Consider the following 23,505-nt stretch of genomic DNA (forward strand, 5'->3'; position numbering starts at 1 on the left):
CCTGGCCCCGCGGGCCCGTCACCCGTCATGCAGACCACCGACAACAGCCTCACCTGGCTCCTGCAGCAGCTGCTGGAGCACACCCCCGGCAGCCGGCACGCCCTGGTGCTGTCCCGCGACGGACTGAAGCTGTGCTGGACCGAGCATCTGACGCTCGACCAGGCGGACCAGCTGGCGGCCATCTGCTCCGGTATGCAGGCCCTCGCCCAGGGCGCCTCCGTGGAGTTCGGCGACGGCACCGGCGGGGTCCGGCACTCGATGACCGAGTACCACGGCGGGCTGCTCTTCATCGTGGGCGCGGGCGAGGGGGCGCATCTCGCGGTGCTCGCGGCGGAGGAGGCCGACCCCGGTGTGGTCGGCCACCAGATGACCGAGCTGGTCGAGCAGATCGGCGAGCACCTGCGGGCGGAGCCCCGTACCACCGTCCGAAGGAGTGCCACGCCGTGACGCGCAAGCCCGTCGACACCGGCGACCCCGACCGGCTGTACACGGTGACCAGCGGGCGGAGCCGGGCCGACGACTCCTTCGACCTGGTGACCCTGGTCGTCAGCGAGTCCGGGCCGACGGCGGGGATGCAGTCGGAGCACGCCCGGATCCTCCGGCTGTGCCGGCACCCCACCGCCGTGGTCGAGATCGCCGCGGAACTGGGGCTGCCGATCACGGTGGTGCGGATCCTGCTCGGCGACCTGCTGGGCACGGGCCGGATCACCGCCCGCCATCCGCAGGCCACGCGGTCGCTGGCCGAACTCCCCGACTCCGACCTTCTGAAGGAGGTGCTCCATGGGCTCCACAACCTCTGAGCTGCCCCTGCGGCGTACACCGCTGACCGACACGGCCGAGACCGGGCTGAAGGTCGTCATCGTGGGCGGGTTCGGCGTCGGCAAGACCACCCTGGTCCGCTCGGTCAGCGAGATCCGGCCGCTGAACACCGAGGAGGTGATGACGCAGGCCGGTGTCGGCGTGGACGAGACCGGCGCGGTGGCGTCCAAGACGTCCACCACGGTGGCGTTCGACTTCGGGCGGATCAGCCTCAACGCGCGGATGGTGCTGTATCTGTTCGGCGCGCCCGGGCAGGAGCGGTTCTGGTTCCTGTGGGACCGGCTGTTCTCCGGCACCCTGGGCGCGGTGGTGCTGGTGGACACCCGCCGGATGGACGACTCCTGGTACGCGATAGACCGGCTGGAGCACCACCGGACACCGTTCGTGGTGGCGGTCAACCGCTTCGACGACGACACCGCGCGCTACTCCCTGGACGAGATCCGCCAGGCGCTGGCGCTGCCCGGGCACGTCCCGATGGTCGACTGCGACGCCCGGGTCCGGCAGTCCGGCAAGGACGTGCTGATCACCCTGGTCGACCACCTCTACGAACTGGCGATGGCCCAGGAGGCGACACCGTGACCGAGCACCAGCCCAGCCCCCATGCCCCGGACGCCCCCGCGGCCGCGCCGGGCTGCCCGGTGCGCACCGACGCGGTGCGGCTGGCGGGGGTCTCCTACCAGCAGACGCCGTCGCAGCTGTACCGCGCGCTGCGCCGGGAGCACGGCCCGGTGGCGCCGGTGCTGCTGGACGGGGACGTACCGGCCTGGCTGGTGCTCGGCTACTCGGAGGTCTCCCATGTGACCGCCCATGACGAGCTGTTCGCGCGGGACTCCCGGCGCTGGAACCAGTGGGGCGCTATTCCGCAGGACTGGCCGCTGATGCCATTCGTCGGGTACCAGCCGTCGGTGCTGTTCACCGAGGGGGACGAGCACCGGCGGCGCGCCGGTGTGATCACCGAGGCGCTGGAGGGGATCGACCAGTTCGAGCTGGGCCGGGACTGCCAGTACATCGCCGAGCAGCTGATCGCCGAGTTCGCCGGGAGCGGGCAGGCGGAGCTGATGGCCGAGTACGCGCACGCCCTGCCGATGCGGGCGGCGGTGCAGGTGTGCGGGATGCCGGACGCCCGCGCGGACACCCGGCAGCTCGTGGAGGACCTGCGGATCTCGCTGGACGCGGGCGAGGGCGACGACCCGGTGGCGGCGTACGGGCGGGTGGGCGAGCGGCTGCGGCAACTGGTGAAGGACAAGCGGTCCGCGCCCGGCCCGGACGTCACCTCGCGGATGCTGCTGCACCCGGCGGGGCTCACCGACGAGGAGATCGTCCAGGACCTGATCTCGGTGATCGCCGCGGCCCAGCAGCCCACCGGCAACTGGATCGGCAACACCCTGCGGCTGCTGCTGACCGACGAGCGGTTCGCGGTCAATGTCTCCGGCGGGCGGCTGAGCGTGGGCGAGGCGCTGAACGAGGTGCTGTGGCTGGACACGCCGACGCAGAACTTCATCGGCCGCTGGGCGGTGCGGGACACCCAGCTCGGCGGGCGGCACATCCGGGCCGGGGACTGCCTGGTGCTGGGGCTGGCGGCCGCCAACACCGATCCGCAGATCTGGCCGGAGTCGCATGTCGGGGCGGAGAACGCCGCGCATCTGTCGTTCTCCAACGGGGAGCACCGCTGCCCCTATCCGGCTCCGCTGCTGGCGGACGTGATGGCGCGGACGGCGGTGGAGACCCTGCTGGAGCGGCTGCCGGACCTGGTGCTGGCGGTGGAGCCGGAGGAGCTGGCCTGGCGCCCGTCGATCTGGATGCGCGGACTGACCGCGCTGCCGGTGGAGTTCAGCCCGGTGGTGCGGTAGCTCCCCGGGAGGGGCCTCTCCTCCCGGGGCTCCGCCCGGCCTCAGGCCCGTACGGGGGTGAACCGTACGGGCAGGGTGGCCGGGCCTCGGGTGAAGACGCCCTGCTCCGCCGGGGTGAAGCCGTCGGCGAGGCGCAGGTCGGGCAGGGCGTCCAGGAGCTGGTCGACGCCGGTCTCGACCTCGGCCTTGGCGAGCAGCGCGCCGACGCAGAAGTGCCGGCCGAGGGCGAAGGCCAGGTGGTCGGCGGCGGCCGAGAACGCCGTGGTGGTGGTGAGGTCCTCGCGGAAGAGGTCGAAGCGGTCGGGGTCGCGGTAGCGGTCCGCATCGCGGTTGGCGGCGCCGATCAGGCAGGTGACGGTGGCGCCGGCGGGTATGGTGCCGCCGCTGAGGGTGACCTCGGTGGCGGACTGCCGCATGATCATATGGACCGGCGGGGTGTACCGCAGGGTCTCGGCGAAGGCCCGCGGGATCAGGCTGCGGTCGGCGCGGACGGCGGCGAGCTGGTCGGGGTGGCTCAGCAGGTTGGCGAAGATACCGGCGATCGCCTTGTCGGTGGTCTCGCCGCCGGCGGCCAGCAGCAGGCTGCAGAACGCCCTGATCTCCTCGTCGCTCATCCGGACGCCGTCGATCTCGGCCGCGCACAGGGTGGAGAGCAGGTCGTCGCCGAGGGCGTCGCGGCGGGCCCGGATGATCGGCAGCATGTACGCGGTGAACTCGACCCGGGTCCGCTCCCCCGCCTCGGTCACCGCGGGGTCGGCCGACAGGTTGCCGAGGAAGGCGACGACGGCGGTGTACCAGCGGTGGAACCGGGCGTGGTCGGCCTTGTCCAGGCCCAGCATGTCCACGATGACGTTGACCGGGAAGCGGGTGGCGTAGTCGGCGACCAGATCGGCCGAACCGCGGTCCCGGAAGGCGTCGATCAGCTCGCGGGAGTTGCGCTCGATGACGGGCAGGAACTTCTCCTGCAACTCCGCGCCCCGGAAGGCGGGCGCGACCAGGGCCCGGCGCACGGCGTGCTCCCGGCCGCTGAGCTGGATGATCGTCTTGCCGTGGACGGGCTCCAGCTGCCAGTCGTAGTTGTCGGTGGTGAACTCGCCCTTGCGGTCCTTGAAGACGTACTCCACGTCCTCGTAGCGCGAGACGATGTAGCTCCGGGTCGCCTCGTGCCAGATGAGCGGCGCGGTCTCGCGCATCACCCGGTACGCCGGATAGGGATCCGCGGCGAACTCGGCCGAGAGGATGTCGGGCACCTGCTGCGCGGTGGACATGAGGCTCCCATCGGATCAGTAACCGACTGCGTTCGGACAGCAACCGATCATTCCATGAGCCAATCCGGCCTGGCGACCCCTCAGTTGGCCGACGATCGACCCTGGCCGAAACCCGCGCCTCGCCCCGAGGCCTTGTGTGTCCGGGCGCCGTCCCTGGCGAAACCCCCGCCCCCGTCCGGCCCGTGAGTCGTCAGACCCGGACGACCTCGACGTCCCGGCCGGTGAACCGCTCCGCCACGTCCTCGGGGACCTCTCGGTCGGTGACGATCCGGGCGATGTCGGCGGTGGGGCAGACCTGGGCGAAGGCGCGGCGGCCGAGCTTGGTGGAGTCCGCCACCACCACGACCCGTTCGGCCCGTTCGGCGATGGCCCGGTTCACCATGGCCTCGCCCTCGTCATGGCAGGCCGCCCCGAAGTCGGGGTGCACGGCGTTCACGCCGAGGATGGCGTAGTCCAGACTGAGGTGGCTGAGCACCGCCGCGGCGAACGCGCCGGTGAGTTCGTAGGAGTTGGATCGGGCCACTCCCCCGATGACCACCGTCTTGATGTGCGGCCGCACCGCCAGCTCGTTGGCGATGTTGATGGCGTTGGTGACGATGGTCAGCGCCTCGCCCGGGCCGTGCTCGCGCAGATCGGCGCGTACGGCCAGCTCCCGGGCCACCTCGCTGGTGGTGGTGCCGCCGTTGAGGCCGACGATGGCGCCCGGCGGGATCGCCTCGGCCGCCGCCCGGGCGATCCGCTGCTTCTCGTCGGCGCGGCGGGAGGTCTTGTAGCGCAACGGCAGATCGTAGGAGACGGTGCCTCCGGCCACCGCACCGCCCCGGGTGCGGGTCAGCAGCTGCTGGCGGGCCAGCTCGTCCATGTCCCGGCGCACCGTGGCCTGGGAGGCACCCAGGCGCTCGACGGCGTCGGTGACGGAGAGGCTGCCCTCCTCGGCGAGCACCTCCAGCAGCCGGGTCCACCTCTCGTGCGCCTTCATGCCGTCCCCCTCGTGCCCGTCCCGTGCCGCTCGCGGGGCCATGGATGACGGACCCGCGGGAGAACCGAATCGGGCCCTCGGGCAACATCTTCGCTCACCAGGCGTGTTCGGTGACACCCGGCCCGGCGGCGCGGAAGGACAGGGGCGGTCAGGCGGTGACGGAGTCCGCCCACTCCGCCGGCGGCGCGGGTGCCGTCGGCGGAGCGGGGCCGGTTGCCACCGGTGGGGTCAGTTCAGTCGCCAGCGCTGGGTCGCCGCTCCGGTGCCCGCGGTCTGGACCAGGCCCGCGCCACTGGCGGACGAGGCGGGGGCGAGGAGGAGGCCGCTGTGCTGGGCCTTGATCTGGTAGCCCTCGCCGTCACGGGTGAGCCGCCATTTCTGGTTGGCGTTGCCGGTGCAGGTGTACTGGACGACGGCCGCGCCGGAGGTGGTGGCGCTGCCGGTGACATCGGCGCAGAGCCCGCTGAGCTGGTTGCGCAGCTGGTGGGTGCCGTCGGCGTTGGCGCTGATCTCCCATTTCTGGTTGGCGTTGCCGGTCGGCGACCACTGGATGAGCTGGGTGCCGGCGGTGGTGGAGCTGTTGGGTACGTCGGCGGCGAGTGACGTTCCGTCGTTGACCAGCGAGAACGTGCCCGTCACCGGGTCGGTCGAGCCGCCGGGGATGGCCTTGGGGGTGGGGAGCGCGGCGTCGGAGACGGTCACCGAGAAGGCGGAGGAGGTCGACTGGGTACCGGCCTTGACCCGGAGCACTCCAGAGCGGTCGGCGCTGTCGAAGAACCAGCCGGTGGCGGCGGCGTCGAAGGCGGCACGGGTGGTGTGGCGGGTCAGCGCGGTGGAGCCGAGCGCCACCGAGGAGGGCGCCGAGGCGAGGTGGACCTCCATCTCGTAGGCCCGGCTGGCCTGCTTGCCGGTGAAGTTGCCGACCGAGGCGCCCACATCGACCCTGACCGTGCCGGTGCCGCCGGTCGGGGCGGTCACGGTGGCCTTCTGCCGGGCGGAGGCGCCGCTCTGGTGGGCGCGGGTGACGCCGTCGTCCTCGTAGAGCTCGAAGGAGGAGGTGCCGCGCGGGTAGACGTCGAAGGTGAGGGGGGTCTTCGGCTTCTCGCCGGTGTAGTTCATCGCGGGCTGCATGGGCACGATGGAGCCGGCCTTGACGAAGAGCGGCAGCCGGTCGAGCGGGGCGCTGTAGCCGTTGAAGGTGCCGGGGCCCTGGTAGACGGTGCCGGTCCAGTAGTCGGTCCAGGTGCCCTCGGGCAGGTAGATGCCGCTGCGGGTGCTGCCCGCCGAGGTGACCGGGGCGACCAGGAAGGCGTCCCCGGCCATGAACTGCTGGCTGGTGGCGTTGCCCTGGGCGACCGGGTCGTTCGGGTACTCCAGCACCATGGCGCGGGTGCTCGGTACACCGGTGTCGGCGGCGACCTTGCTCATCGTGTAGAGGTAGGGCAGCAGCCGCTGGCGCAGCTTGAGGTACTTGCGGTTGATCGCGGTGTGCGCCTCGTCGAAGCGCCAGGGCTGCTTGTCCTGGTAGCCGGCGCCCGGGTTGGTCGCGCCCCAGCCGGACATGCTCATCAGCGCCGGGGTGAAGGCCTTCCACTGCAGGTCACGTGCGTAGGTGTCCGGGCTGCCGCCGAAGATGCCGTCGACGTCGCCCGCCGCGTAGTTGAGCGCGGAGAGGCCCGCGCCGGTGACGGCCGGGACGTGCCAGCGCATGTTGTCCCAGTCGCCCTCGGTGTCCCCGGTCCAGACGACGGCGTTGCGCTGGGTGCCCGCCCAGCCGTCGACCGTCCAGACGAACCGGCGGGCGTCGCTGTTGTTCTCGATCCCGGCCACCGCGGACTTCACGCCCTGGAAGGCGTCCCGGTAGCCGCCGCCGACCCAGGCCACATCGGTCTTGACCATCCGGGTGCCGGCGGTGCCGACCTCCCAGCCGATGTTCCCCAGGCTGCGCTGGGTCCACAGTCCCGTCTTGAAGCCGCGCTGGGCGAGCTGCTTGACCGTGTTCGGCAGGTCGACGTACTCGCAGCCGTAGCCGTCGTTGGGCAGGAACCAGCCCGACGGCATGTCCTTGGCGCGCGCCTGGTCGGCGTACTTCACCACATCCGGGGTGCGCTGGTGGTCCGCCCGGTTGTGGTCGCCCTGGTAGTCGGGGCTGGAGGCGTTCCAGCAGTCCGCGTGGCCCATCTCGAAGCCGTAGATCGGGGCGAGGAACGGCTTGCCGGTGACGTCGGTGTACCGGCCCAGCACGTCCTTCAGTCCCGCGCCCGCGAAGTAGACCGCGTCGAAGCGGTTCTCGTTGTGCGTGGTGGTGACCGTGGGCCCGAAGCCGTAGCTGCCGGGGGCCCAGGTGTTGCGGACCACGCCGTAGCCGGCGGTGCTCATATAGAACGGCGCGGGGCTGGCGTTGTTGTTCTCGTTCCACTTGTTGTCGATGGCGACCGGCACCGTCTTGTCCCGCAGCGCCCACTGCCCCAGGCGCAGTCCGGTGCCGTAGAACTGCTCGGATGTGCCCCGGGCGAGCCGCTGGCGCGCCGTGCCGTCGCCCCAGGACAGTCCGGCCGACTCCTGCCAGATCAGCGTGGTGTTGTCCGCCTTGTACAGGGCGAAGCGCAGCGGGGTCTTGTACGCACGCAGCACCACCGAGCCGGTGGCCAGGCGGTAGTGGTCACCGGCGTCGGTGGCGCTCGCCTGCACCGCGCCGAAGTCGGTCCTGGTGAGGATGTCTCCCGCCCCGGGGTCGGTGAACGAACCGCCCGGCCCGAGCCAGATCCGGAACACATCCGGCTTGAGGAAGCCGACCCGGACCCGGTCGGCCCCGGCGGTGAGGGTGAAGGTCGAGCCGGACTGGGTGACCGAGGTCAGGTTTCCGATGGTGGTGGTCGCGGCACTGGCGGCGGGCGGCGACACCAGCGCCGCCCCGGCGAGGGCCAGCAGGGAGACCACCAGCGCGAACCATCGTCTAGTTGGGGGCATGACCATCCTCCACAGCAGAGAAGCTCGAAGATGCGCGAAACATAGGGCAGTCGCGCAACATGCCGCAAGACACAGCCCCAAACAATCAAGAAAGCCAGACCTGACGTGCACACGTCTAGACCGGCGCCCGAGGGGCAGACGGATCAGCACATCACACCGACCACACCGTTCCGCATGAGGGAGCCGCCCCATGGCCGCCATCGCCGCCGCTGTCCTGTTCTTCGTCGCCTTCCTGATCAACGCCGCCGACATCAGCACCAACGACGTGTTCTCCTCGACCAACATCATGCTGCTCGGACTGCTGCTCCTGGCCCTGCATGTGGCGGGGATCGGCAGCTCGCTGCGCACCAGCCGCCGCCGCTGAGCCCCACCCCCTCGGGAGGGGCGTCCACTCGGTGGTGCGCGGGAACACCAGGGCCGTCCGACCGGAGACACTCCGGTCGGACGGCCCTGGGGCTTCGGAACAGGCGGGTCAGAAGGTGTACTGGGCGGATCCCGAGCACTTGCCGGTGGTGCCGCCGGACTCCAGGCCGACATCGCCCTCGGTGCTGACGGTGCCGCTCACCGGGCCGAGGCCGCAGGAGAGTTCACCGGACCAGCCGGAGTTGACGTTGCCGCTGGAGACGCCGACGTCCACGCTCGCGCCCGGCGACCCCAGCCCGAAGGTGAGGTACCCGGACTCGTTGCCGGTGTTGTCCTCGGTGGCCCCGCCGCCGATGCAGAGCCCCAGGCAGACCTCGACGCCGATGTTGCCGCTCCAGGTGCCGTGCGGGTCGATGCGGTTCATCGGGTCGCCGTCGGCGTAGAGGTAGGGGTTGGTCTCCTTCCCGGCCGGGTCGAGCTGGGTGAAGCGGCCCAGCAGCGGGTCGTAGTAGCGGGCGCCGAGGTGGTACAGGCCGCTGGGGTCGCGGTAGCCCCCGGCGAACCGGTAGGGCTGCGGGACCTGTTCGGCCGTACCGGCCCGGGGCAGTCCGGTGGGGGTGTACGCGTAGCTGTTGACCACGTTGCCGGACTCGTCGACCACCGCGATGACCGAACCGAGCGCGTCGGTCAGGTAGTAGTAGCCGCGCCCGCCGGTGGTCACCGAGGTCAGGGTGCCACGCGGCTCGCGGATGAACTCGGTGTCCTTGCCACCCGTGGTCTGCCCGGAGAGGCCGAGCGGGCCGTGGTGGAAGGCGGTGGAGCCCAGCCGGGTCCGCTCGCTGCCGTCGGTGCTGGCGTACTGGGCGGTGTAGCGGGTCCCCGCGCTGGTCAGGTCCTTGAGCTGGTTGTGGTCGGTGTACTGCTCGGCGGTGCGCAGCAGGTCCTGGGCCGGGGCGGCGGCGGTCTCGTTGCCGGCCTTGTCGTAGGACCAGCCGGTGGTGACGCCGTTGCGGGCGGTGAGCTGGGAGGCGTCGTTGTAGCTGTACGCGGCGCCCTTGCCCGGGCAGCCCGGGGAGCTGCCCTCGGAGGTGCGGTTGCCCGCCGCGTCGTAGCAGTACTGCCAGTTGGTGCGCACGCCGTCCTGGCCGGTCTCGGCGGCGAGCGCCAGGCGCCCGGCGTCGTTGTAGCCGAAGGTGGTGCGGCTCTTGGCGAGGCGGTCGCTGCGGGCGCGGATCTTGACGCCGTCCAGGGACTGCTGCCCGGAGACATAGCCGTACTCGTAGGTGAGGTGGGAGAGGATCACACCGGACGGGGCGATGGCCTTGATGGCGGTGGGCCGTCCGGAGGCGTCCAGGGTCTGCTGCTGGACGGTGCCGCCGGGGTAGGTGGTGCCGGTGCGGCGGTCGTTGTCGTCGTAGCCGTAGGTGGTGTGCTTGCCGCGCGGGTCGGTCAGCTTCAGCAGCCGGTCGGCGGCGTCCCAGGCGTAGGCGGTGGTGCCACCGGGGTCCTTGTAGGTCTCCACATTGCCGTCGGCGGTGTACGCCAGGATGGTCTGGGAGCCGTCCTGGAGGGTGCGGATGGTCTCCCGGCTGAGCGCGTCGAACTGGTAGCGCTGGGTGCCGGTGGCGTCGGTACGGGTGGTGAGGTTGCCGTCGCCGTCATAGGCGTAGGTGACCGCGGCGCCGCCGCCGGAGGTGTCCACCTTCACCACGCGGTCCCGCTTGTCGTAGCTGTAGGTGATCTTGACCCCGCGGCCGTCGGTGAGGGTCGCGGTGCGGCCGAGGGCGTCGTAGGTGTACGTCGTCCTGCCCAGCGGGGCGGGCGGGGTGGCACTCTCCAGGTTGCCCTGGGCGTCGTAGCGGAACTCGGTCTTCTTGCCGTTGCCGTCGGTGGCGGTGCAGATCTGGCCCTGGAAGCCGCCGCAGCGCGGGCTCGCCTCGTTGTAGGCGAAGGTGCGGGTGCCGCCGCCGCTGCCGGGGGTGGAGACGGAGAGGGTGTTGCCGGCCCCGTCATAGGCAAAGTCGGTCTTCTGCCCGTCGGCGCTGGTGGAGCTGGTGGGCCGCTCGGCTCCGGCGACGGTCTGCCAGCTGCCGGTGGCGGTGGCGCCGGTGGGGAGCTTGGCGGAGGTGGGGTTGTTGCGGGCGTCCCAGCCGTACTGGGTGACATTGGCGCCGGGGCCGCCGTTGCCGGTGCCCATGGCGTCGGTGGCGGTCTGCAGCAGCCGGTTGAGGTAGGTGGCCGCGCGGTGGTGGCCCAGCGGGTCGATGGCCTTGGTCACCTCGCCGTCCGCGTTGTGCTCGTAGCGGGTGGCATGGCTCAGCGGGTCGGTGACCGTGGTGGTGCCGGCCTCCAGCGCCCCGGCCGCGCTGTACGCGTAGCGGTAGGTGGGGCCGGTGCCGCCGCCGCTCTCGGCGTACCGCCGCACCGAGGTGACCCGGTCGGCGGCGTCGTAGGTGAAGGCGGTGGAGCGGCCCTCGGCGGTGGTCAGCCGGGTGAGCCGGCCGTCGCCGTCATAGGCGTAGCCCACGGACTTGCCGGCGGTGTCGGTGGTACGGGTGACGTTGCCGTGGTCGGCCGAGAGCTCGTAGACGGCGGTGCGCCCGGTGTGGTCCTTGGCCTCCCAGCGGGTGGCGGTGGGATGGGTGAGGTCGATCCAGCGGCCGGAGCGGGTCTCGGTGAGCTTGAAGCCGGCCGCCCCGCCGGCGGGGGTGGTGTGGGCGGTGACGGTGGTGGCGCCGCCGTTGCGGTCGCTGACCTTGGTGAGCCGGCCCGCGGCGTCATAGGTGTCGGCCGCCCCGGAGCCGCGCTCGGTGAGGGTGTGCGTACCGTCGGCGTTCTTCTTCAGATCCAGCGAGTAGCCGGCCGGGGTGGTGTAGCTGCCGTCGGCCTGGCGGGTGAACTCGACGGTGGAGCCGGTCTGGTCGTAGTGGATCACCGCGTTGGGCCCGGCGGATCCGGTGAGGTCCAGGGAGCGTTCCCAGCCGAGCCACCAGGGGCGGCTGACCTGACCCACCGGCGCGTCGAAGGAGTTGTAGGTACGGGTCAGCTGGAGCCGGGTGCCGACGCCCGCGAGGTCGACGTCGGTGGCCGCCAGCATCAGATTGCCGGTGGAGTAGTCGACCCGGGCCACCAGGGCGTCGGTGACCCGGAAGTCAGCGATCCGATGCCAGGGCACCTGGCCCTGTCCGCGCGGCACATAGGCCGCGGTACGGGAGTCCCCGCCGTCCCCGGACCGGGGCGCGGGCCGCACCCGGCCGGTGCGCAGCCGCTCCAACGCCCGCTGCCGCCAGTCGCGTTCGGCGGCCGTCGGGGCGGTGGAGGGCAGGCTGCGGGGCGGTGCGGTGGTGCCGGCGCGCACCGGGGGCATGGCCGCCCGGCCGTGGTCGCCCCAGTGCGACCCGCCCGGAGCGGGCGGCGGCGAGGGTTCGGCGGCCGCGATCGGGACGGCGGTGGCGCACAGGGCGAGGGCGCCGAGCAGCGCGGCCAGCAGCCGGCCGGAGCGGTGCGCGGTGGGGCGCCCGGATCTTCCGGGCGTGCGGATGGGTGACACGTTCCCCCCATGTCTGGAGCTGTCTGAGTCGTGCCCGAGCCGTCCGCCCGTCAGATCGGCGGACCGCCGCACCCGAATGCGCGGGACGAGCTGCGGACGCGCCCGGTCCGGGTCGGCTCTCGGCGCCGGGCGGTGCCCAATCTGGCATGCGGCCCGCGGTGCCGCAGGGGTGGAACCGCACCACTGTTTCCGTATGACACCGATCCCGCCAACCGCCAGCAGGGCATACGGCGTTGCCGCACCTCCCGCACCCCGGTGAGCTGCCGCCACGGGTCGTACGGATGTGCGCCAAGTCGGCGGGATCAGGCTCCCGGAGTTGTCGCCTCCGCTCTCGGCCACCCGGTAGAACGGTCAGCGGCCGAAGCCTCCCACCCCCACCTCATCCCTGGAGCAGCACCATGCGTACGTCCGCGTTCGCCGCCGCCACCGCCGGCGCCGTCATCCTCCTGGGCGCGGTCTCGGCGCCCACCGCCCTGGCCGAACCCGACCCGTCCGGCTGCCCGAAGGAGAACTTCTGCGTCTACGCGGGAGAGGGGCAGACCGGCGCCGTGGCGCTGCGGGTCACCGACAACTGGACCGGCAGCGTCTCCGGGCAGTCGGTCTTCAACAACGGCATCCCCTACCCCAACGCCGACCACATCCAGCTGACCTGGACCTACAACGGCGGCACCTGGGAGCGGTGCCTGCACTACAACCCGGGCCCCGGCGAGTACAAGCTCGACTTCGCCCCCGGGGTGACCTTCACCAAGGTGGTCTGGCGCGGGGAGTGCTGACCGGGGGGACCGCCTGGGCCGGCCGGGCGGAGGGGCCGGGCCCCGGCTGATGGACCGGACGGTGTCCCCGTCGCCGTTGACAGGAGCGCGCCGCGCGGGGGACCCCCGTACCGCCGCGACGGCGCTCGCCTGCCTGCCTGTTCGCCTGCCCGATGTGACGACGGCCCAGATGAGGCGCCGTCGGCATCGATTACAGTGGGCCGCTGCGACAGCGGAGCACCAGGTCACCGCATTTCGGAGCGTCCGATGAACCGCTCGAACGAGAACGATCACGAAGGTATACGCGCGGATGCGGCACGGCCGAGGGCTCAGGACGCCATCCGCAGGGCGCCTGACGCCACCGCCGCCTCCCGCCCCGCCGGCCCGCCCCGCCGGCCCGCCGGGCCGGCGGCCGCTTCCGCGAGCGGTCCCGAGGCGTCCACGACGGCCACCGCCCATCCGGGGACGACGCCGTCCGCCCTCACCCGGCTGAACGTGGCGAGCGCCGGCCTCCTGGGGATCCGGCCGGACGCGTTCGCCGGCCTGCTCGGCGTGGCTCCCGAGCACCTGAACGACGACCGGTACCGCACCCCGGCGGCCACCAATGTGCGCATCTGGGACCTGATGACCGCCCGGGCCTCGTGGACCGAGGTGGCTGCGATGATGGCCCGCCAGTCGGCCCTCGGCCGCCTCGGCGCCTGGGACTACCTGATCACCTCCGCGCCCACTCCGCTCCAGGGTCTGCGGGACGCCACCGACCTCCTGCCCGCCGTCGCGGACGCGCGGACCGAAGCCCTGGTCATCACCGACAACGGTCCGCAGATCGTGGTCAGCCACGTGAACACCGCCGAGCTGGCCTACGACACCGCCTCGGCCATTCGCGCCTACAGCCTCGGCCTGCTCCGCCAGCGGCTGACGGAGGCCACGTTCCGGCAGATCGTCCCCGTCCGGGTGGCGCTCACCGCGCGGGCGCCCCGGGAGCACCGGAGCCTGGTCGACCTGTACGGCACGGCGGCCATCGACTTCGAGAGCCCCGTCAGCTCCATCACCTTCCGGGCGGCCGACCTGCGCACGCCCCTCGCGCACGCCCAGCCGGGGCTGTCGGAGGTGGTGCGCAGGCAGACCGAGATGGGCCTCACGGCGGCCGTCCCGCTCCGGAACTGGCTGGACTCCTTCCGCGGCACCCTGCGCGAGGTCTGCGCGGAGCGCACGCCGAGCCTGTCCGCGGTGGCGGGGCGGCTGTCGGTCAGTCCGCGCACGCTGCAGCGCCGGCTGGACGAGCACGGCACCTCGTGGACGGCGGAGCTCGAACTGCTGCGCCGTACGCGCACCCTGGAGCTGCTGCGGACCACCGGCCTGACGCTGGAGTCGATCGCGAAGGAGGGCGGCTACACCGACGCCCGGACCCTGCGCCGGGCCATCCACCGCTGGACCGGCCACACGGCCACGGCCCTCCGCGGCATGCGGCCGCCGGGCGCTGAGCAGGACTAGAGCGCGATCCACTCGGTGGACGTGGTGACCTCCTTCAGGACGTCGGGGAGCGGCTGGACGCCCAGGCCCGCGCCGGTCGGGACGTCGAGATGGCCGTCCGCGAGGACGAAGGGGTCCGTGATGTCCGTGGCGAAGTAGCGGGAGGAGCCCGAGGTGTCCCCGGGGAGGGTGAAGCCGGGGAGGGCGGCGAGGGCGAGGTTGGCGGCGCGGCCGACGCCGGTCTCCAGCATGCCCCCACACCACACCGGGACGCCGTGCGCGCGGGCGAGGTCGTGGATGCGGCGGGCTTCGAGGTAGCCGCCGACCCGGGCCGGCTTGATGTTGATGATCGAGCAGGCGCCCAGCGAGAGGGCCGCCGCGGCGTCGGCGGCCGACTCGATGGACTCGTCCAGGCAGATCGGGGTGCGCAGCAGCCGGGCGAGCCGGGCGTGCTGGACCATGTCGTCGTTGGCCAGGGGCTGTTCGATCAGCAGCAGTCCGAAGTCGTCGAGCTTGGCCAGCTGCTGGGCGTCGACCAGGGTGTACGCGGCGTTGGCGTCGACCTGGAGGAGGAGGTCGTCGCCGAAGCGCTCGCGGACGGCGCGGACCGGCTCGACGTCCCAGCCGGATTCGATCTTCAGCTTGATCCGGACATAGCCCTCGGCCACGTACCCCTCGACCGCGTCCAGGAGTTCGGGGATCGAGTCCATGATGCCGACGGAGACCCCGCAGGGCACGCGGTCGCGGGCCGCGCCGAGGTACGAGCCGAAGGACTCGCCGGAGGAGCGGAGCTGGGCGTCGAGCACCGCCGTCTCCAGCGCCGACTTCGCCATGTGGTGGCCGGTGAAGGGGTGCAGCAGACGGCCCACCGCCGCCGCGTCCACGCCGTCCTTCGGCAGCGCCGGGACGAGGAAGCGGCGCAGCACGTCCTGGGCCCCGTCCACGTACTCGGAGCAGTAGCGCGGTTCGGACATGGCCGCGCACTCCCCCCAGCCCTCCGTGCCGTCGGAGGTGACCACCCGGACGAGCAGCACATCGCGGCTGGTCTCGACCCCGAAGGAGGTGCGGAACGGGGCGACGAGCGGCATGGCGATACGGCGCAGTTCGACGCCGGAGATCGTGGTCTTCATATGCGGATGGCTCCTGCGGTACGGGGGTGGGCGCGGTGGACGACATAGCTGCGGCGGTCGTGGAACCCGGCGACCCTGGCCCCCTCGGCCAGCAGTCCGTCGAGGACCTGGCGGACGGCCAGCCGCCAGTCCTGGGCGGCGCCCGGGTCGGTGCGGCGCAGCGCTTCGATGTCGTCGGGGAGGTCGATCAGCACGGTGCCGGCGTCGGTGGGGCCGAGGAGTGGGCGGCCGTCCTGGTCGCGGACGCCATGGGCGGTGTCCGGGGGCAGGTCGAGAGGGTACGGCCCCGGGGGCGCGGTCAAGTCCCAGGCGGCCAGCACCCGGTCGGACTCGTCGCCGCCGTTGATGGCGTCGTCCATCGCCCCGTAGAACGACCGCAGGTACTCCTCGGGGCGGGCACCCAGCTTCACCAGGTTGAAGTGGGCGTTGCGGCGGATCAGCGGGTCGTAGGTCCAGGTGATCCGCTTCAGCCCGCGGGCCAGGGCCCAGTCGCGCTGGTGCCGTTTGAGGGCGAGCCCTATGCCGCGTCCCATGGCGGTGCCGGTGATATGGGAGTGCAGGGTGGTGCCGACGGGCTCCGCGTAGAAGGCGACGGACGCGCCGACCAGCCGGCCGTCCTCATAGGCGCCGGCCACGTAGTTGCCCGCGTGGGACAGGGCGCGCATCACCTCGGCGGAGACCGGTGGGCTGTCGGCGCCGGTGCCCCAGATGTCGGCGTAGAGGCGGCAGACGGTGTCGAGCTCCGCCATGGTGTGCAGTTCCCGGAGTTCGAGCCCCCTCGGCTCGGGGGCGTTCACTGGAGCGCTCCGACCAGGTGGGCCAGCAGCCGGGCGCGGTCCGGCAGGGTGGCGGTGAGGACGTGTTCATGGTCGGCGTGGGCGCCGTCGCCGACGGCGCCGAGGCCGTCCAGGGTGGGGCAGCCGACCCCGGCGGTGAAGTTGCCGTCGGAGCCTCCGCCCACGGCCGCCTGCCGCAGCGGGTCCAGACCGAGCCGCAGGGCGGTCTCCTCGGCCCGGGCGAAGAGCCGCCGGGACGCCTCAGGGTCCAGGGGCGGGCGGTTGGGGCCGCCGGCGAGCGAGAGGCGCGCGTCCGGGTGGTGCGGGTGCAGGGCCCTGATCGCGCGGTCCACCGCCTGCTGGGCCGCCGCGGTCGGGACGCGTACGTCCACGCTGAGGTCGGCGCGGGCGGGCACGGTGTTGGTGGTGGTGCCGGCCGAGGCCAGGGTGGGGGTGACCGTGGTCCCGGGCCCGGCCTGGGCGGTGACCGTGTCGGCGATCCGGCTCAGGGCGAGGATCTGGTGGGCCAGCTCGGTCGCCGCGTTGACGCCCTTCTCCGGTTCGAGTCCGGCGTGGGCCGCCCGGCCGTGCACGGTGAGGTCGTAGTGGGACAGGCCCTTGCGGCCGGTCTTCAGCGCTCCCCCGGGTGCGGAGGGTTCCAGCACCAGGGTGGCCGCGCACCGGCGCGCCAGCTCCTCGATGAGCGGGCGGGAGGTGTCCGAGCCGACCTCCTCGTCCCCGGTCACCAGCACGCACACGCCGTCCAGGGAGGGCAGCGCGGCCAGGGCGTGGAACAGCAGCACCAGCCCGGCCTTCATGTCGAAGACGCCCGGACCGCGGGCGACGCCCCGCTCCACCGACCAGGGGTGAGTGGCCAGCGAGCCGATCGGCCAGACCGTGTCATGGTGGCCGAGCAGCAGGACGCGCGGGGTGCCGAAGGTCCACCGGACATGGGTGACGCCGTCGACCACCAGTGTCTCCGGGCGGGCGCCGAGCAGCCGGCCGCCCTGGTCGGCGACCACCCGCGCGCTGCGGGCCACCGCGGCGTGGTCGGCGGAGTACGACTCGCAGACGACGAGCTCTTCGAGGTCGGCGAGCATGGCGTCAAGGTCGAACGCGTGGTCCGCTCGCGGTGGACGGGGTTCTCGGTCAACCGGCACGGTGGGTCCTCCAGATCGGTTCGTCCGCCACGCTAGGCAGGGTGGCGGGGACGCGGTTGGTGGTGTGGTGACAGAACCTGACCGCCCGGTTCGTACCGCGCACCGAAGGCGCGCCGGAGCGCGGGCGGAGCCCGGCGGTCAGCCCATGTGCTCGGCCATCAGCCGCCGGGTGTTCCCGCCGAGGATCTTCAGGATGTCCGGCTCCGGCAGGCCCCGGCGGACCAGCGCCTCGGTCACCAGGGGCATCCCCGCGGGCCCCTCCAGACCGGGGAAGTCGAACATCGGGTCCTCGTCGTCCGGGCTCTCGCAGCAGGGCGGGGTGACATCCGCCATGACCTCGCGGACGAAGTCCGAGCCCAGGCCCACATGGTCGATCCCGGCCACGGAGACCAGGTGCTCGATATGGTCGGCGATCCGGTCGGTGCCCACCTTCGCCTGGTCGTCGGTGAGGAAGTCCGGTACGAAGTTGACGCACACCACCCCGCCGGTGGCGGCCACGCCCCGGATCTGCTCGTCGGTGAGGTTGCGGTGGTGGTCGCGCAGCGCCCGGGCGCAGGAGTGGGTGGCGATCAGGGGCTTGGTGGCCAGCTCCAGGACATGGGCCACCCCGCTCGCCCCCAGATGGGAGATGTCGAACAGCATGCCGAGCCGTTCCATCTCCCGCAGCGCCTGGACACCGGGGGCGGTCAGCCGGCTGCCGGTGGCGTCCTCCCGGCTGCCGTCGGCGAACGGGGTGCGCCCCCAGTGGGCGAGGGAGGCGATCCGTACGCCGAGGCGGAAGAGGGTGGGCAGGAGTTCCACCGAGGCGTCGATGCCGGGCGCGCTCTCCAGAGCGAGCACCAGGGCCACCTTGCCCTCGGCCAGAGCGGCGTCGATCCCGGCGCCGTCGAGGCAGAGCGCGACCTGGTCGGCGTTGGCCTCGGCGAGGGTGTGGGCGCACTCGATCATGCGGAGGGTCTGCCGGAGCGCGCCCTCGGGGCGGTACTGGTCGTCGACGAACACCGGCAGCACCTGGATGTCGATACCGCCCGCGCGCAGTTGCGGCAGCCAGCGCTCGCGGAAGAAGGCACCCCAGCGCCGCGGGGGGCGTGCGGTGACGGCCATCAGCAGGTCGTTGTGGGCGTCGGCGACGACGGCACGACGGTGGAGGTCAGCGGACACGGGGAACCCTTTCAGGGGCAAGAACGGGGGCGGGGCTCAGGCGCGGGACGGCATCGAGCAGGGCGCGGGTGTACGCGTGCCGGGGTGCGCCGATCACGTCCTGGACGGGGCCGGACTCCACCAGCCGGCCGTGGCGCATCACGGCGACGGCGTCGCAGACGTACCGCACCACGGCGAGGTTGTGCGAGATGAACAGCATGGTCAGGCCCAGCTCACCGCGGAGTTCGCGCAGCAGGTTGAGCACGGCGCCCTGGACCGAGACATCCAGGGCGGAGGTGATCTCGTCGGCGATCAGCAGCTCCGGCCCGGCCGCCAGGGCGCGGGCGATGGCGACGCGCTGGCACTGGCCGCCGGAGAGTTCGCGGGGGTACTTGCCCGCGTACGCGGCCGGCAGGGCGACCAGTTCGAGGAGGCGCCCGACCTCCGCCGCCCGCCGGGCGCGCGGGACGCGGACGCCCTCGGCGATGGCGTCGCCGATGCTCATCCGGGGGTTGAGCGAGGAGGACGGGTCCTGGAACACCATCTGGATCCGGCCGGGTTCGACCCCGGTGACCGTGCCCCGGTACGGGATGAGTCCGGCCACCGCCCGGGCCAGGGTGGACTTCCCGGAGCCGGACTCCCCCACCAGACCGGTGGTGGAGCCCTTCGGGACCTCCAGGCTGAGCCGGTCGACGGCGGTGTGCGAGCCGAAACGGACGGTGAGCTCGCTGATGTTCACCGGATCGCTGATGTTCACTGGACCTCCCAGCAGGCCACGGAGTGGGTGCCCGTGTGAGTGCCCGTGCGGGTGCGCAGTTCGGGGCGGGTGGCGCAGCGGGCGGTGGCGAGGGCGCACCGGTCGGCGAAGGCGCAGCCCTCCCCGATGTCCCCGGGTGCGGGCTGGCGGCCGGGGATGGTGGTGAGGGGGCGTGAGCGGTCGGTGTCCATGTCGGGCAGCGAGCCGACCAGGGCGCGGGTGTAGGGGTGGCGGGCCTGCTGGAGGGCGTCGGCGGGCAGTTCCTCGACCACCCGCCCCGCGTATATCACCGCGATCCGGTCGCACACCTCGCCGACGACGGCGATGTCATGGGAGATGAACAGGGCGCCCGCGCGCGTCTCGTCCACGGCTTCGCGCAGCACCCGCAGCACCTCGCGCTGGACGGTGACGTCCAGGGCGGTGGTGGGCTCGTCGGCGATGATCAGCCGGGGGGTGTTCATCAGCCCCATGGCGATGACGGCGCGCTGGCGCATACCGCCGGAGAGTTCGTGCGGGTACCGCCGGGCGGTGTCGGCGGGATGGCGGATACGGACCCGGTCGAGCCGTTCCACGGCGCGGGCCCGCGCCTCGGTGCGGGTGGCCCCGCCGTGCAGGGTGGCCACCTCGGCGAGCTGGCCGCCGACCCGCAGAGCCGGGTTGAGGGCACTGGTGGGGTCCTGGAAGACCATCGCGAGAGAGGAGCCGAGCAGTCCGCGGCGCTCGGACGGGGTCAGGCCGTCCAAGTCCGTCCCGCCGAGGCGGATACGGGCGCTGCCGGCGAGACCGGGGTGGGGCACCAGCTGCCCGATGGCGGCGGCCGTCATGCTCTTGCCGCTGCCCGACTCGCCGACCAGGCCGAGGATCTCACCGGCGCGCACGGTCAGCGACACCTGCCGTACCGGGGTGACGCCGCCGGGGAAGGCGACGGTGAGGTCCCGTACCTCCAGGACGGTGTCCGGTGCGGGCTCGTCGGTGGCCGGGGCCACGGCGGGGGCGGCGGGCGGCCCGCCGGCCGGGGCGCGGGTGTGGGCGGCGGCCCGGGCGAAGGAGTCGCCGAGCAGCATGAAGCCGAGACCGGCCAGGGTCACGGCCAGGGCGGGGGCGACGACGGCCGACGGGGTGACATAGACGTGCCCGAAGGCCTCGTTGAGCAGCCGGCCCCAGTCGTAGGCGGGTGCCTGGACGCCCATGCCGAGGAAGGACATCGCGGACAGGCCGAGCAGGGCGCCGCCCATGGCCTGGGCGGTGTTGAGGATCAGCGGTTCGGCGATGTTGGGCAGGACATGCCGGGTGAGGACGCGGTGGCGGGGCACGCCCAGCATCCGGGCCGCGGCGATGTAGTCGGCTCCGGCGACGGACGCGGTCATGGTGTGGGTGAGCCGGGCGAAGGCCGGGGCGAGTGCGGCGCCGATGCCGAGCACCGCGCCCTGGGCGTCGAGTCCGGCCACCACGGCGGTGAACATGGCCAGCAGCAGGGCGGGAAAGGCCACCAGCAGATCGACGGCGGCGATCACCGCGCGGCCCGCGCGCCGGGGCAGGACCTGCGGCAGGGTGCCGAGCAGGATGCCGGTGGCGGTGCCGATCAGGGTGGCCAGCAGGGCGAGGCCCAGGGTCAGCCGGGTGGCGACCAGGGTCCGGGCGAGCAGGTCCCGGCCCAGGGCGTCGGTGCCGAGCAGATGCGCGGCGGACGACCCCTGGCTGATCTCCTTCGGGTTGATCCGGGCGGCGGCGTCCGCCCAGAGCGGCGGGCCGGTCAGGGCGAGCAGCACGAGGAGGGCGACGATTCCGGCGCCCAGCAGACCGGCGGGGTTGCGTGGCAGACGGCGCATCAGCCCTCCCCATGGGTGGTGGACGCGGACAGGGAAGACTTCGGATCGAGGACGCCGAGCAGCACGTCCACCAGGAAGTTGACGACGAGGACCAGCGCTCCGTAGACGAGGATCATGGCCTGCGCCACCGGATAGTCCTTCTGGGTGATGGCCTCGACCGTGCGCAGACCGAGCCCGGGCCAGGCGAAGACGTTCTCGACCAGCACGCTTCCGGTGATCAGGCCGCTGAGCAGCAGACCGCCCATGGTGAGGGTCGCGGTGAGGGTGTTGGGCAGCAGATGGACCGCGTACAACCGCCAGGCGGGCAGCCGTTTGGCGCGGGCCAGGCGCATGTAGTCGCCGTCGAGTTCGCGCAGGGTCTCGACCCGGGCGAGGCGGGCGATCATGGCCGCCGGGGCGATGGCGAGGGCGGTGACCGGCAGGACATAGGAGGCGGGGCCGGTGAGACCGGCCGGCGGGAACAGCCCGAGTCCCAGGGAGAGGACGAGCAGCAGCGCCAACCCGTAGAGGTATTCGGGGACGGCGACGGCGGCGCCGGTGAGGGTGGTGAACGCGGTCTCGGTGCCCCGTCGGCGTCCGTCGCGGGTGCGCACGGCGGCCCAGAGTCCCAGGGGCACGGCGACGGCGAGCGCGGTGAGGGTGGCCAGGGCGGCGAGCGCCAGGGTGTGCGGAAGGCCCTGCTTGATGATGTCGGCCACCGGCTGGGCGGAGAAGAAGGAGGTGCCGAGGTCGCCGGAGAGCAACTGCCGCACATGGTCCGCGAACTGCACCGGCAGCGGCTGGTCGAGGCCGAGTTCGGCTCTGCGCTGGTCGACCAGTTCCTTCGGGGCGGTCGCGCCGAGCATCTGGCGCAGCGGGTCGCCGGGGATGAGGTGGATCATCGCGAACGAGGCGACCACCAGCACGGCGAGCGAACCGGCCAGCCGGAGCAGCCGGCGGGCGAGGAGGCGGCCGGTCAGCCGCCGGGAGCGGCGCGGCGGGGCGCCGATGCCGGTGTCGGGCGGGGCGGTCACTTCGCTCCTCCCGTCATCCGGATCGAGGTCGGGTCGAAGAGGCCCGAGGTGATACGGAAGGTGGCGTTGTGGGCGGCGGTGGTGACGGTCTTGTCGATGACCGGGACGATGTCCGCGCTGTCCAGGAGGGCGTGTTCCGCGCGCTGCCACAGGGCGCAGCCGGTGGCGTCGGGCAGCCTGCTCGCCTCGGCGGTCAGCTGCTCGTACCTGGTGTTGCTGAGGTGGGCGAAGTTGCCCCCGTCGGGGGTGAAGGGGCCGGACAGCGCCCCGAGCAGCTGGGTGGGCAGAGTGACGCCGAGGGGCGCCCAGTTGACGTCCCAGTCCTGGGTGACCGCCTCCACCTCGCCGTACGCCGCGTCGGACACGGCCCGCAGCCGGACCTCGGCGCCGGCCGTCCGCCAGGCCTCGGCCAGGTACTCGGCCGCGGCGGCCATGGTCTCGCCGGACGAGGCGCCGTAGATCATCCGGATGGTCAGCCTCCGGCCGTCCTTCGCCCGGACTCCGCCCGGGCCGCGGTGCCACCCGGCGGTGTCCAGGGCCGAGGCCGCCGCCCCCGGGTCATAGCCGGGCAGTCGGCCGGTGACGGTGTCGCCGGGGCAGGGCTTCGGTGCCATGACCAGACCGGTGGGGGCGCGGCCGGTCCCGCCGGTGGCGATCGCGCCGAGGGAGCCGAGGTCCACGGCCTGGAGCAGGGCGGTGCGGACGGCCGGGTCGCTGCCGGGGTGCCCGGTGCCCTGGTGGAAGAAGAACTCCTGGGTGCCGTTGGCCTGGTCGGTGGTGGTGATGCCGGGGACGCCGGTGACCCGGGCGCGGTCCGGCCCGGTCAGCTGGGCCCCGTTCAGCTGGTGGGAGAGGAGCAGGTTGGCGGCCGTCGCCTCGCTGCCGACGACCTTGAGCACCACCGAGCCGGGCATCGCGGGGTCGGCGGTGGTCGCCCCGTCCGCCCCCCAGGTGTAGTCCTCGCGCCGGGCGAAGGTGTAGCTCTGCCCGGGCTCGGCGGCGGTCAGCCGGAAGGGGCCCGACCCGGAGGTGCCGCTCCGCAGCAGCGTGCGGTCCTTCAGCCCCGCCCCGCAGACGACGAAGAGGTAGCGGGTGCTCCGCAGGATGAAGGCGAACGGCTCCGGGGTGGAGAGCGTCACCGTGCGGGCGGCGTCGTCCGCCTCGGCGGTGAGGCCCTCGGGGACCACCACCCCGTAGGCGGGCGACTTGGTGGCCGGATCGGTGAGGTGGGCGACGTTCGCGGCGACGGTGCTCGCGGTCACCGGGCTGCCGTCGGAGCAGGTGGTACCGGGACGCAGGGTGAAGGTGACGGAGTCGGGCCTGACGCTCCACTTCTCGGCCAGTCCGGGGACCGTCCGGCCGTCGGGCCCGGTGTGCACCAGGGTGTCGTAGGCCAGCGAGAGCGCGGTGTACGTGGTGGTGTTCTGGACCTGGGCCGGGTCGAGCAGTCCCGGGTCGCTCCGGATCGCGTAGCTGAAGGCGTCACCGCCGGACGATCCGGCCGGGGCGACACCCCCGCAGCCGGTCGTCAGCAGTGCCGCCGCCAGACAGGCGGACACCACCTTGGCGCTCCTGGCCGAGGGGATCGAGGGGATCGGGGGGATCGAGGGGATCGGGGGTTTCACAGGGGGCTCCTTGGGGGGGGCGGCAGCGCTGGGTGGGCGGGGCCGGGCGGTCGG

The 23,505-nt window shown here is 72.8% G+C and carries 19 protein-coding genes; 7 read left to right on the forward strand and 12 right to left on the reverse strand.

From position 1 onward, the window contains the following. Positions 1 to 27 precede the first annotated feature (27 nt). The 4 genes from ABZ945_RS15460 to ABZ945_RS15475 are packed head-to-tail and all read left to right on the forward strand — an operon-like array spanning position 28 to position 2,669. Positions 28 to 447 carry a roadblock/LC7 domain-containing protein gene (locus tag ABZ945_RS15460; protein WP_361268839.1) on the forward strand — a complete coding sequence of 140 codons (420 nt, stop codon included), beginning with the start codon at positions 28 to 30 and terminating at the stop codon, positions 445 to 447. Continuing rightward, entirely contained in the window at positions 444 to 800 is a 357-nt protein-coding gene (locus ABZ945_RS15465; RefSeq protein WP_361268842.1) for a DUF742 domain-containing protein, read from the forward strand. Before ABZ945_RS15460 ends, ABZ945_RS15465 begins: the two co-directional genes overlap by 4 nt. After that, positions 781 to 1,398, forward strand: a complete 618-nt coding sequence (locus ABZ945_RS15470) for an ATP/GTP-binding protein (protein WP_361268845.1) — start codon at positions 781 to 783, stop codon at positions 1,396 to 1,398. The genes ABZ945_RS15465 and ABZ945_RS15470 overlap by 20 nt, the downstream gene beginning before the upstream one ends. After that, on the forward strand, positions 1,395 to 2,669 hold the full coding sequence (locus tag ABZ945_RS15475; RefSeq protein WP_361268848.1) for a cytochrome P450: 1,275 nt from the start codon (positions 1,395 to 1,397) through the stop codon (positions 2,667 to 2,669). The genes ABZ945_RS15470 and ABZ945_RS15475 overlap by 4 nt, the downstream gene beginning before the upstream one ends. A 41-nt stretch (positions 2,670 to 2,710) precedes the next feature. Here ABZ945_RS15475 and ABZ945_RS15480 read toward each other — a convergent pair whose 3' ends face one another. The 3 genes from ABZ945_RS15480 to ABZ945_RS15490 all read right to left on the reverse strand — a co-directional run bounded on the left by ABZ945_RS15480 (position 2,711) and on the right by ABZ945_RS15490 (position 7,886). After that, entirely contained in the window at positions 2,711 to 3,937 is a 1,227-nt protein-coding gene (locus tag ABZ945_RS15480; RefSeq protein ID WP_361268850.1) for a cytochrome P450, read from the reverse strand. Between the two features lie 190 nt (positions 3,938 to 4,127). Next, the gene (locus ABZ945_RS15485) at positions 4,128 to 4,916 is read right to left on the reverse strand and encodes a DeoR/GlpR family DNA-binding transcription regulator (RefSeq protein ID WP_361268853.1); all 789 of its coding nucleotides are present in this window, start codon (positions 4,914 to 4,916) and stop codon (positions 4,128 to 4,130) included. Between the two features lie 228 nt (positions 4,917 to 5,144). Next, positions 5,145 to 7,886 carry an RICIN domain-containing protein gene (locus ABZ945_RS15490; RefSeq protein ID WP_361268855.1) on the reverse strand — a complete coding sequence of 914 codons (2,742 nt, stop codon included), beginning with the start codon at positions 7,884 to 7,886 and terminating at the stop codon, positions 5,145 to 5,147. A 190-nt stretch (positions 7,887 to 8,076) separates the two neighbouring features. Here ABZ945_RS15490 and ABZ945_RS15495 point away from each other — a divergent pair, with 190 nt between their 5' ends. Further along, complete coding sequence (locus ABZ945_RS15495; protein ID WP_361268858.1) at positions 8,077 to 8,250, forward strand: hypothetical protein; 174 nt, start codon at positions 8,077 to 8,079, stop codon at positions 8,248 to 8,250. A 108-nt stretch (positions 8,251 to 8,358) separates the two neighbouring features. Here ABZ945_RS15495 and ABZ945_RS15500 read toward each other — a convergent pair whose 3' ends face one another. Beyond that, positions 8,359 to 11,799, reverse strand: coding sequence for an RHS repeat-associated core domain-containing protein (locus ABZ945_RS15500; RefSeq protein ID WP_361268860.1), 3,441 nt, complete (start codon positions 11,797 to 11,799; stop codon positions 8,359 to 8,361). 398 nt (positions 11,800 to 12,197) lie between these two features. On the opposite strand from ABZ945_RS15500, the gene ABZ945_RS15505 reads away from it, so the two are divergent. Continuing rightward, the gene (locus ABZ945_RS15505; RefSeq protein ID WP_361268863.1) at positions 12,198 to 12,572 is read left to right on the forward strand and encodes a hypothetical protein; all 375 of its coding nucleotides are present in this window, start codon (positions 12,198 to 12,200) and stop codon (positions 12,570 to 12,572) included. 474 nt (positions 12,573 to 13,046) lie between these two features. Continuing rightward, a complete protein-coding gene (locus tag ABZ945_RS15510) occupies positions 13,047 to 14,042 on the forward strand; it encodes an AraC family transcriptional regulator ligand-binding domain-containing protein (protein ID WP_361268866.1) in 996 nt (331 codons plus the stop codon). Here the strand turns inward: ABZ945_RS15510 and menC are convergent. From menC to ABZ945_RS15550, 8 genes are all read right to left on the reverse strand, one after another. Then, positions 14,039 to 15,151 carry an o-succinylbenzoate synthase gene (gene menC / locus ABZ945_RS15515; protein WP_361268868.1) on the reverse strand — a complete coding sequence of 371 codons (1,113 nt, stop codon included), beginning with the start codon at positions 15,149 to 15,151 and terminating at the stop codon, positions 14,039 to 14,041. The two genes, ABZ945_RS15510 and menC, sit on opposite strands and share 4 nt — an antisense overlap. Beyond that, a complete protein-coding gene (locus tag ABZ945_RS15520) occupies positions 15,148 to 15,900 on the reverse strand; it encodes a GNAT family N-acetyltransferase (RefSeq protein WP_361268945.1) in 753 nt (250 codons plus the stop codon). The genes menC and ABZ945_RS15520 overlap by 4 nt, the downstream gene beginning before the upstream one ends. A 44-nt stretch (positions 15,901 to 15,944) precedes the next feature. Further along, entirely contained in the window at positions 15,945 to 17,027 is a 1,083-nt protein-coding gene (locus ABZ945_RS15525) for a M20 family metallopeptidase (RefSeq protein ID WP_361268871.1), read from the reverse strand. A 198-nt stretch (positions 17,028 to 17,225) separates the two neighbouring features. Continuing rightward, positions 17,226 to 18,248 (reverse strand): membrane dipeptidase, encoded by a 1,023-nt coding sequence (locus ABZ945_RS15530; protein WP_361268874.1) that lies wholly within the window; start codon positions 18,246 to 18,248, stop codon positions 17,226 to 17,228. Continuing rightward, on the reverse strand, positions 18,238 to 18,984 hold the full coding sequence (locus ABZ945_RS15535; RefSeq protein WP_361268877.1) for an ATP-binding cassette domain-containing protein: 747 nt from the start codon (positions 18,982 to 18,984) through the stop codon (positions 18,238 to 18,240). The genes ABZ945_RS15530 and ABZ945_RS15535 overlap by 11 nt, the downstream gene beginning before the upstream one ends. Then, positions 18,981 to 20,813 carry a dipeptide/oligopeptide/nickel ABC transporter permease/ATP-binding protein gene (locus ABZ945_RS15540; protein WP_361268880.1) on the reverse strand — a complete coding sequence of 611 codons (1,833 nt, stop codon included), beginning with the start codon at positions 20,811 to 20,813 and terminating at the stop codon, positions 18,981 to 18,983. Before ABZ945_RS15540 ends, ABZ945_RS15535 begins: the two co-directional genes overlap by 4 nt. Next, positions 20,813 to 21,826 (reverse strand): ABC transporter permease, encoded by a 1,014-nt coding sequence (locus ABZ945_RS15545; protein WP_361268882.1) that lies wholly within the window; start codon positions 21,824 to 21,826, stop codon positions 20,813 to 20,815. Before ABZ945_RS15545 ends, ABZ945_RS15540 begins: the two co-directional genes overlap by 1 nt. Next, positions 21,823 to 23,451 carry an ABC transporter substrate-binding protein gene (locus ABZ945_RS15550; protein WP_361268885.1) on the reverse strand — a complete coding sequence of 543 codons (1,629 nt, stop codon included), beginning with the start codon at positions 23,449 to 23,451 and terminating at the stop codon, positions 21,823 to 21,825. The genes ABZ945_RS15545 and ABZ945_RS15550 overlap by 4 nt, the downstream gene beginning before the upstream one ends. Positions 23,452 to 23,505: the final 54 nt, after the last annotated feature.

The organism is Streptomyces sp. NPDC046887, assembly GCF_040644755.1.
GTDB classification, from domain to species: domain Bacteria; phylum Actinomycetota; class Actinomycetes; order Streptomycetales; family Streptomycetaceae; genus Streptomyces; species Streptomyces lichenis.

Excerpts from the sequence above, each read along its gene's own strand:
- ABZ945_RS15485 (WP_361268853.1), bottom strand. The coding sequence starts at position 4,916 with ATGAAGGCGCACGAGAGGTGGACCCGGCTGCTGGAGGTGCTCGCCGAG.
- ABZ945_RS15470 (WP_361268845.1), top strand. The coding sequence starts at position 781 with ATGGGCTCCACAACCTCTGAGCTGCCCCTGCGGCGTACACCGCTGACC.
- ABZ945_RS15480 (WP_361268850.1), bottom strand. The coding sequence starts at position 3,937 with ATGTCCACCGCGCAGCAGGTGCCCGACATCCTCTCGGCCGAGTTCGCC.
- ABZ945_RS15520 (WP_361268945.1), bottom strand. The coding sequence starts at position 15,900 with ATGGCGGAGCTCGACACCGTCTGCCGCCTCTACGCCGACATCTGGGGC.
- menC (WP_361268868.1), bottom strand. The coding sequence starts at position 15,151 with ATGAAGACCACGATCTCCGGCGTCGAACTGCGCCGTATCGCCATGCCG.
- ABZ945_RS15540 (WP_361268880.1), bottom strand. The coding sequence starts at position 20,813 with ATGCGCCGTCTGCCACGCAACCCCGCCGGTCTGCTGGGCGCCGGAATC.
- ABZ945_RS15460 (WP_361268839.1), top strand. The coding sequence starts at position 28 with ATGCAGACCACCGACAACAGCCTCACCTGGCTCCTGCAGCAGCTGCTG.
- ABZ945_RS15525 (WP_361268871.1), bottom strand. The coding sequence starts at position 17,027 with ATGCTCGCCGACCTCGAAGAGCTCGTCGTCTGCGAGTCGTACTCCGCC.
- ABZ945_RS15505 (WP_361268863.1), top strand. The coding sequence starts at position 12,198 with ATGCGTACGTCCGCGTTCGCCGCCGCCACCGCCGGCGCCGTCATCCTC.
- ABZ945_RS15490 (WP_361268855.1), bottom strand. The coding sequence starts at position 7,886 with ATGCCCCCAACTAGACGATGGTTCGCGCTGGTGGTCTCCCTGCTGGCC.
- ABZ945_RS15495 (WP_361268858.1), top strand. The coding sequence starts at position 8,077 with ATGGCCGCCATCGCCGCCGCTGTCCTGTTCTTCGTCGCCTTCCTGATC.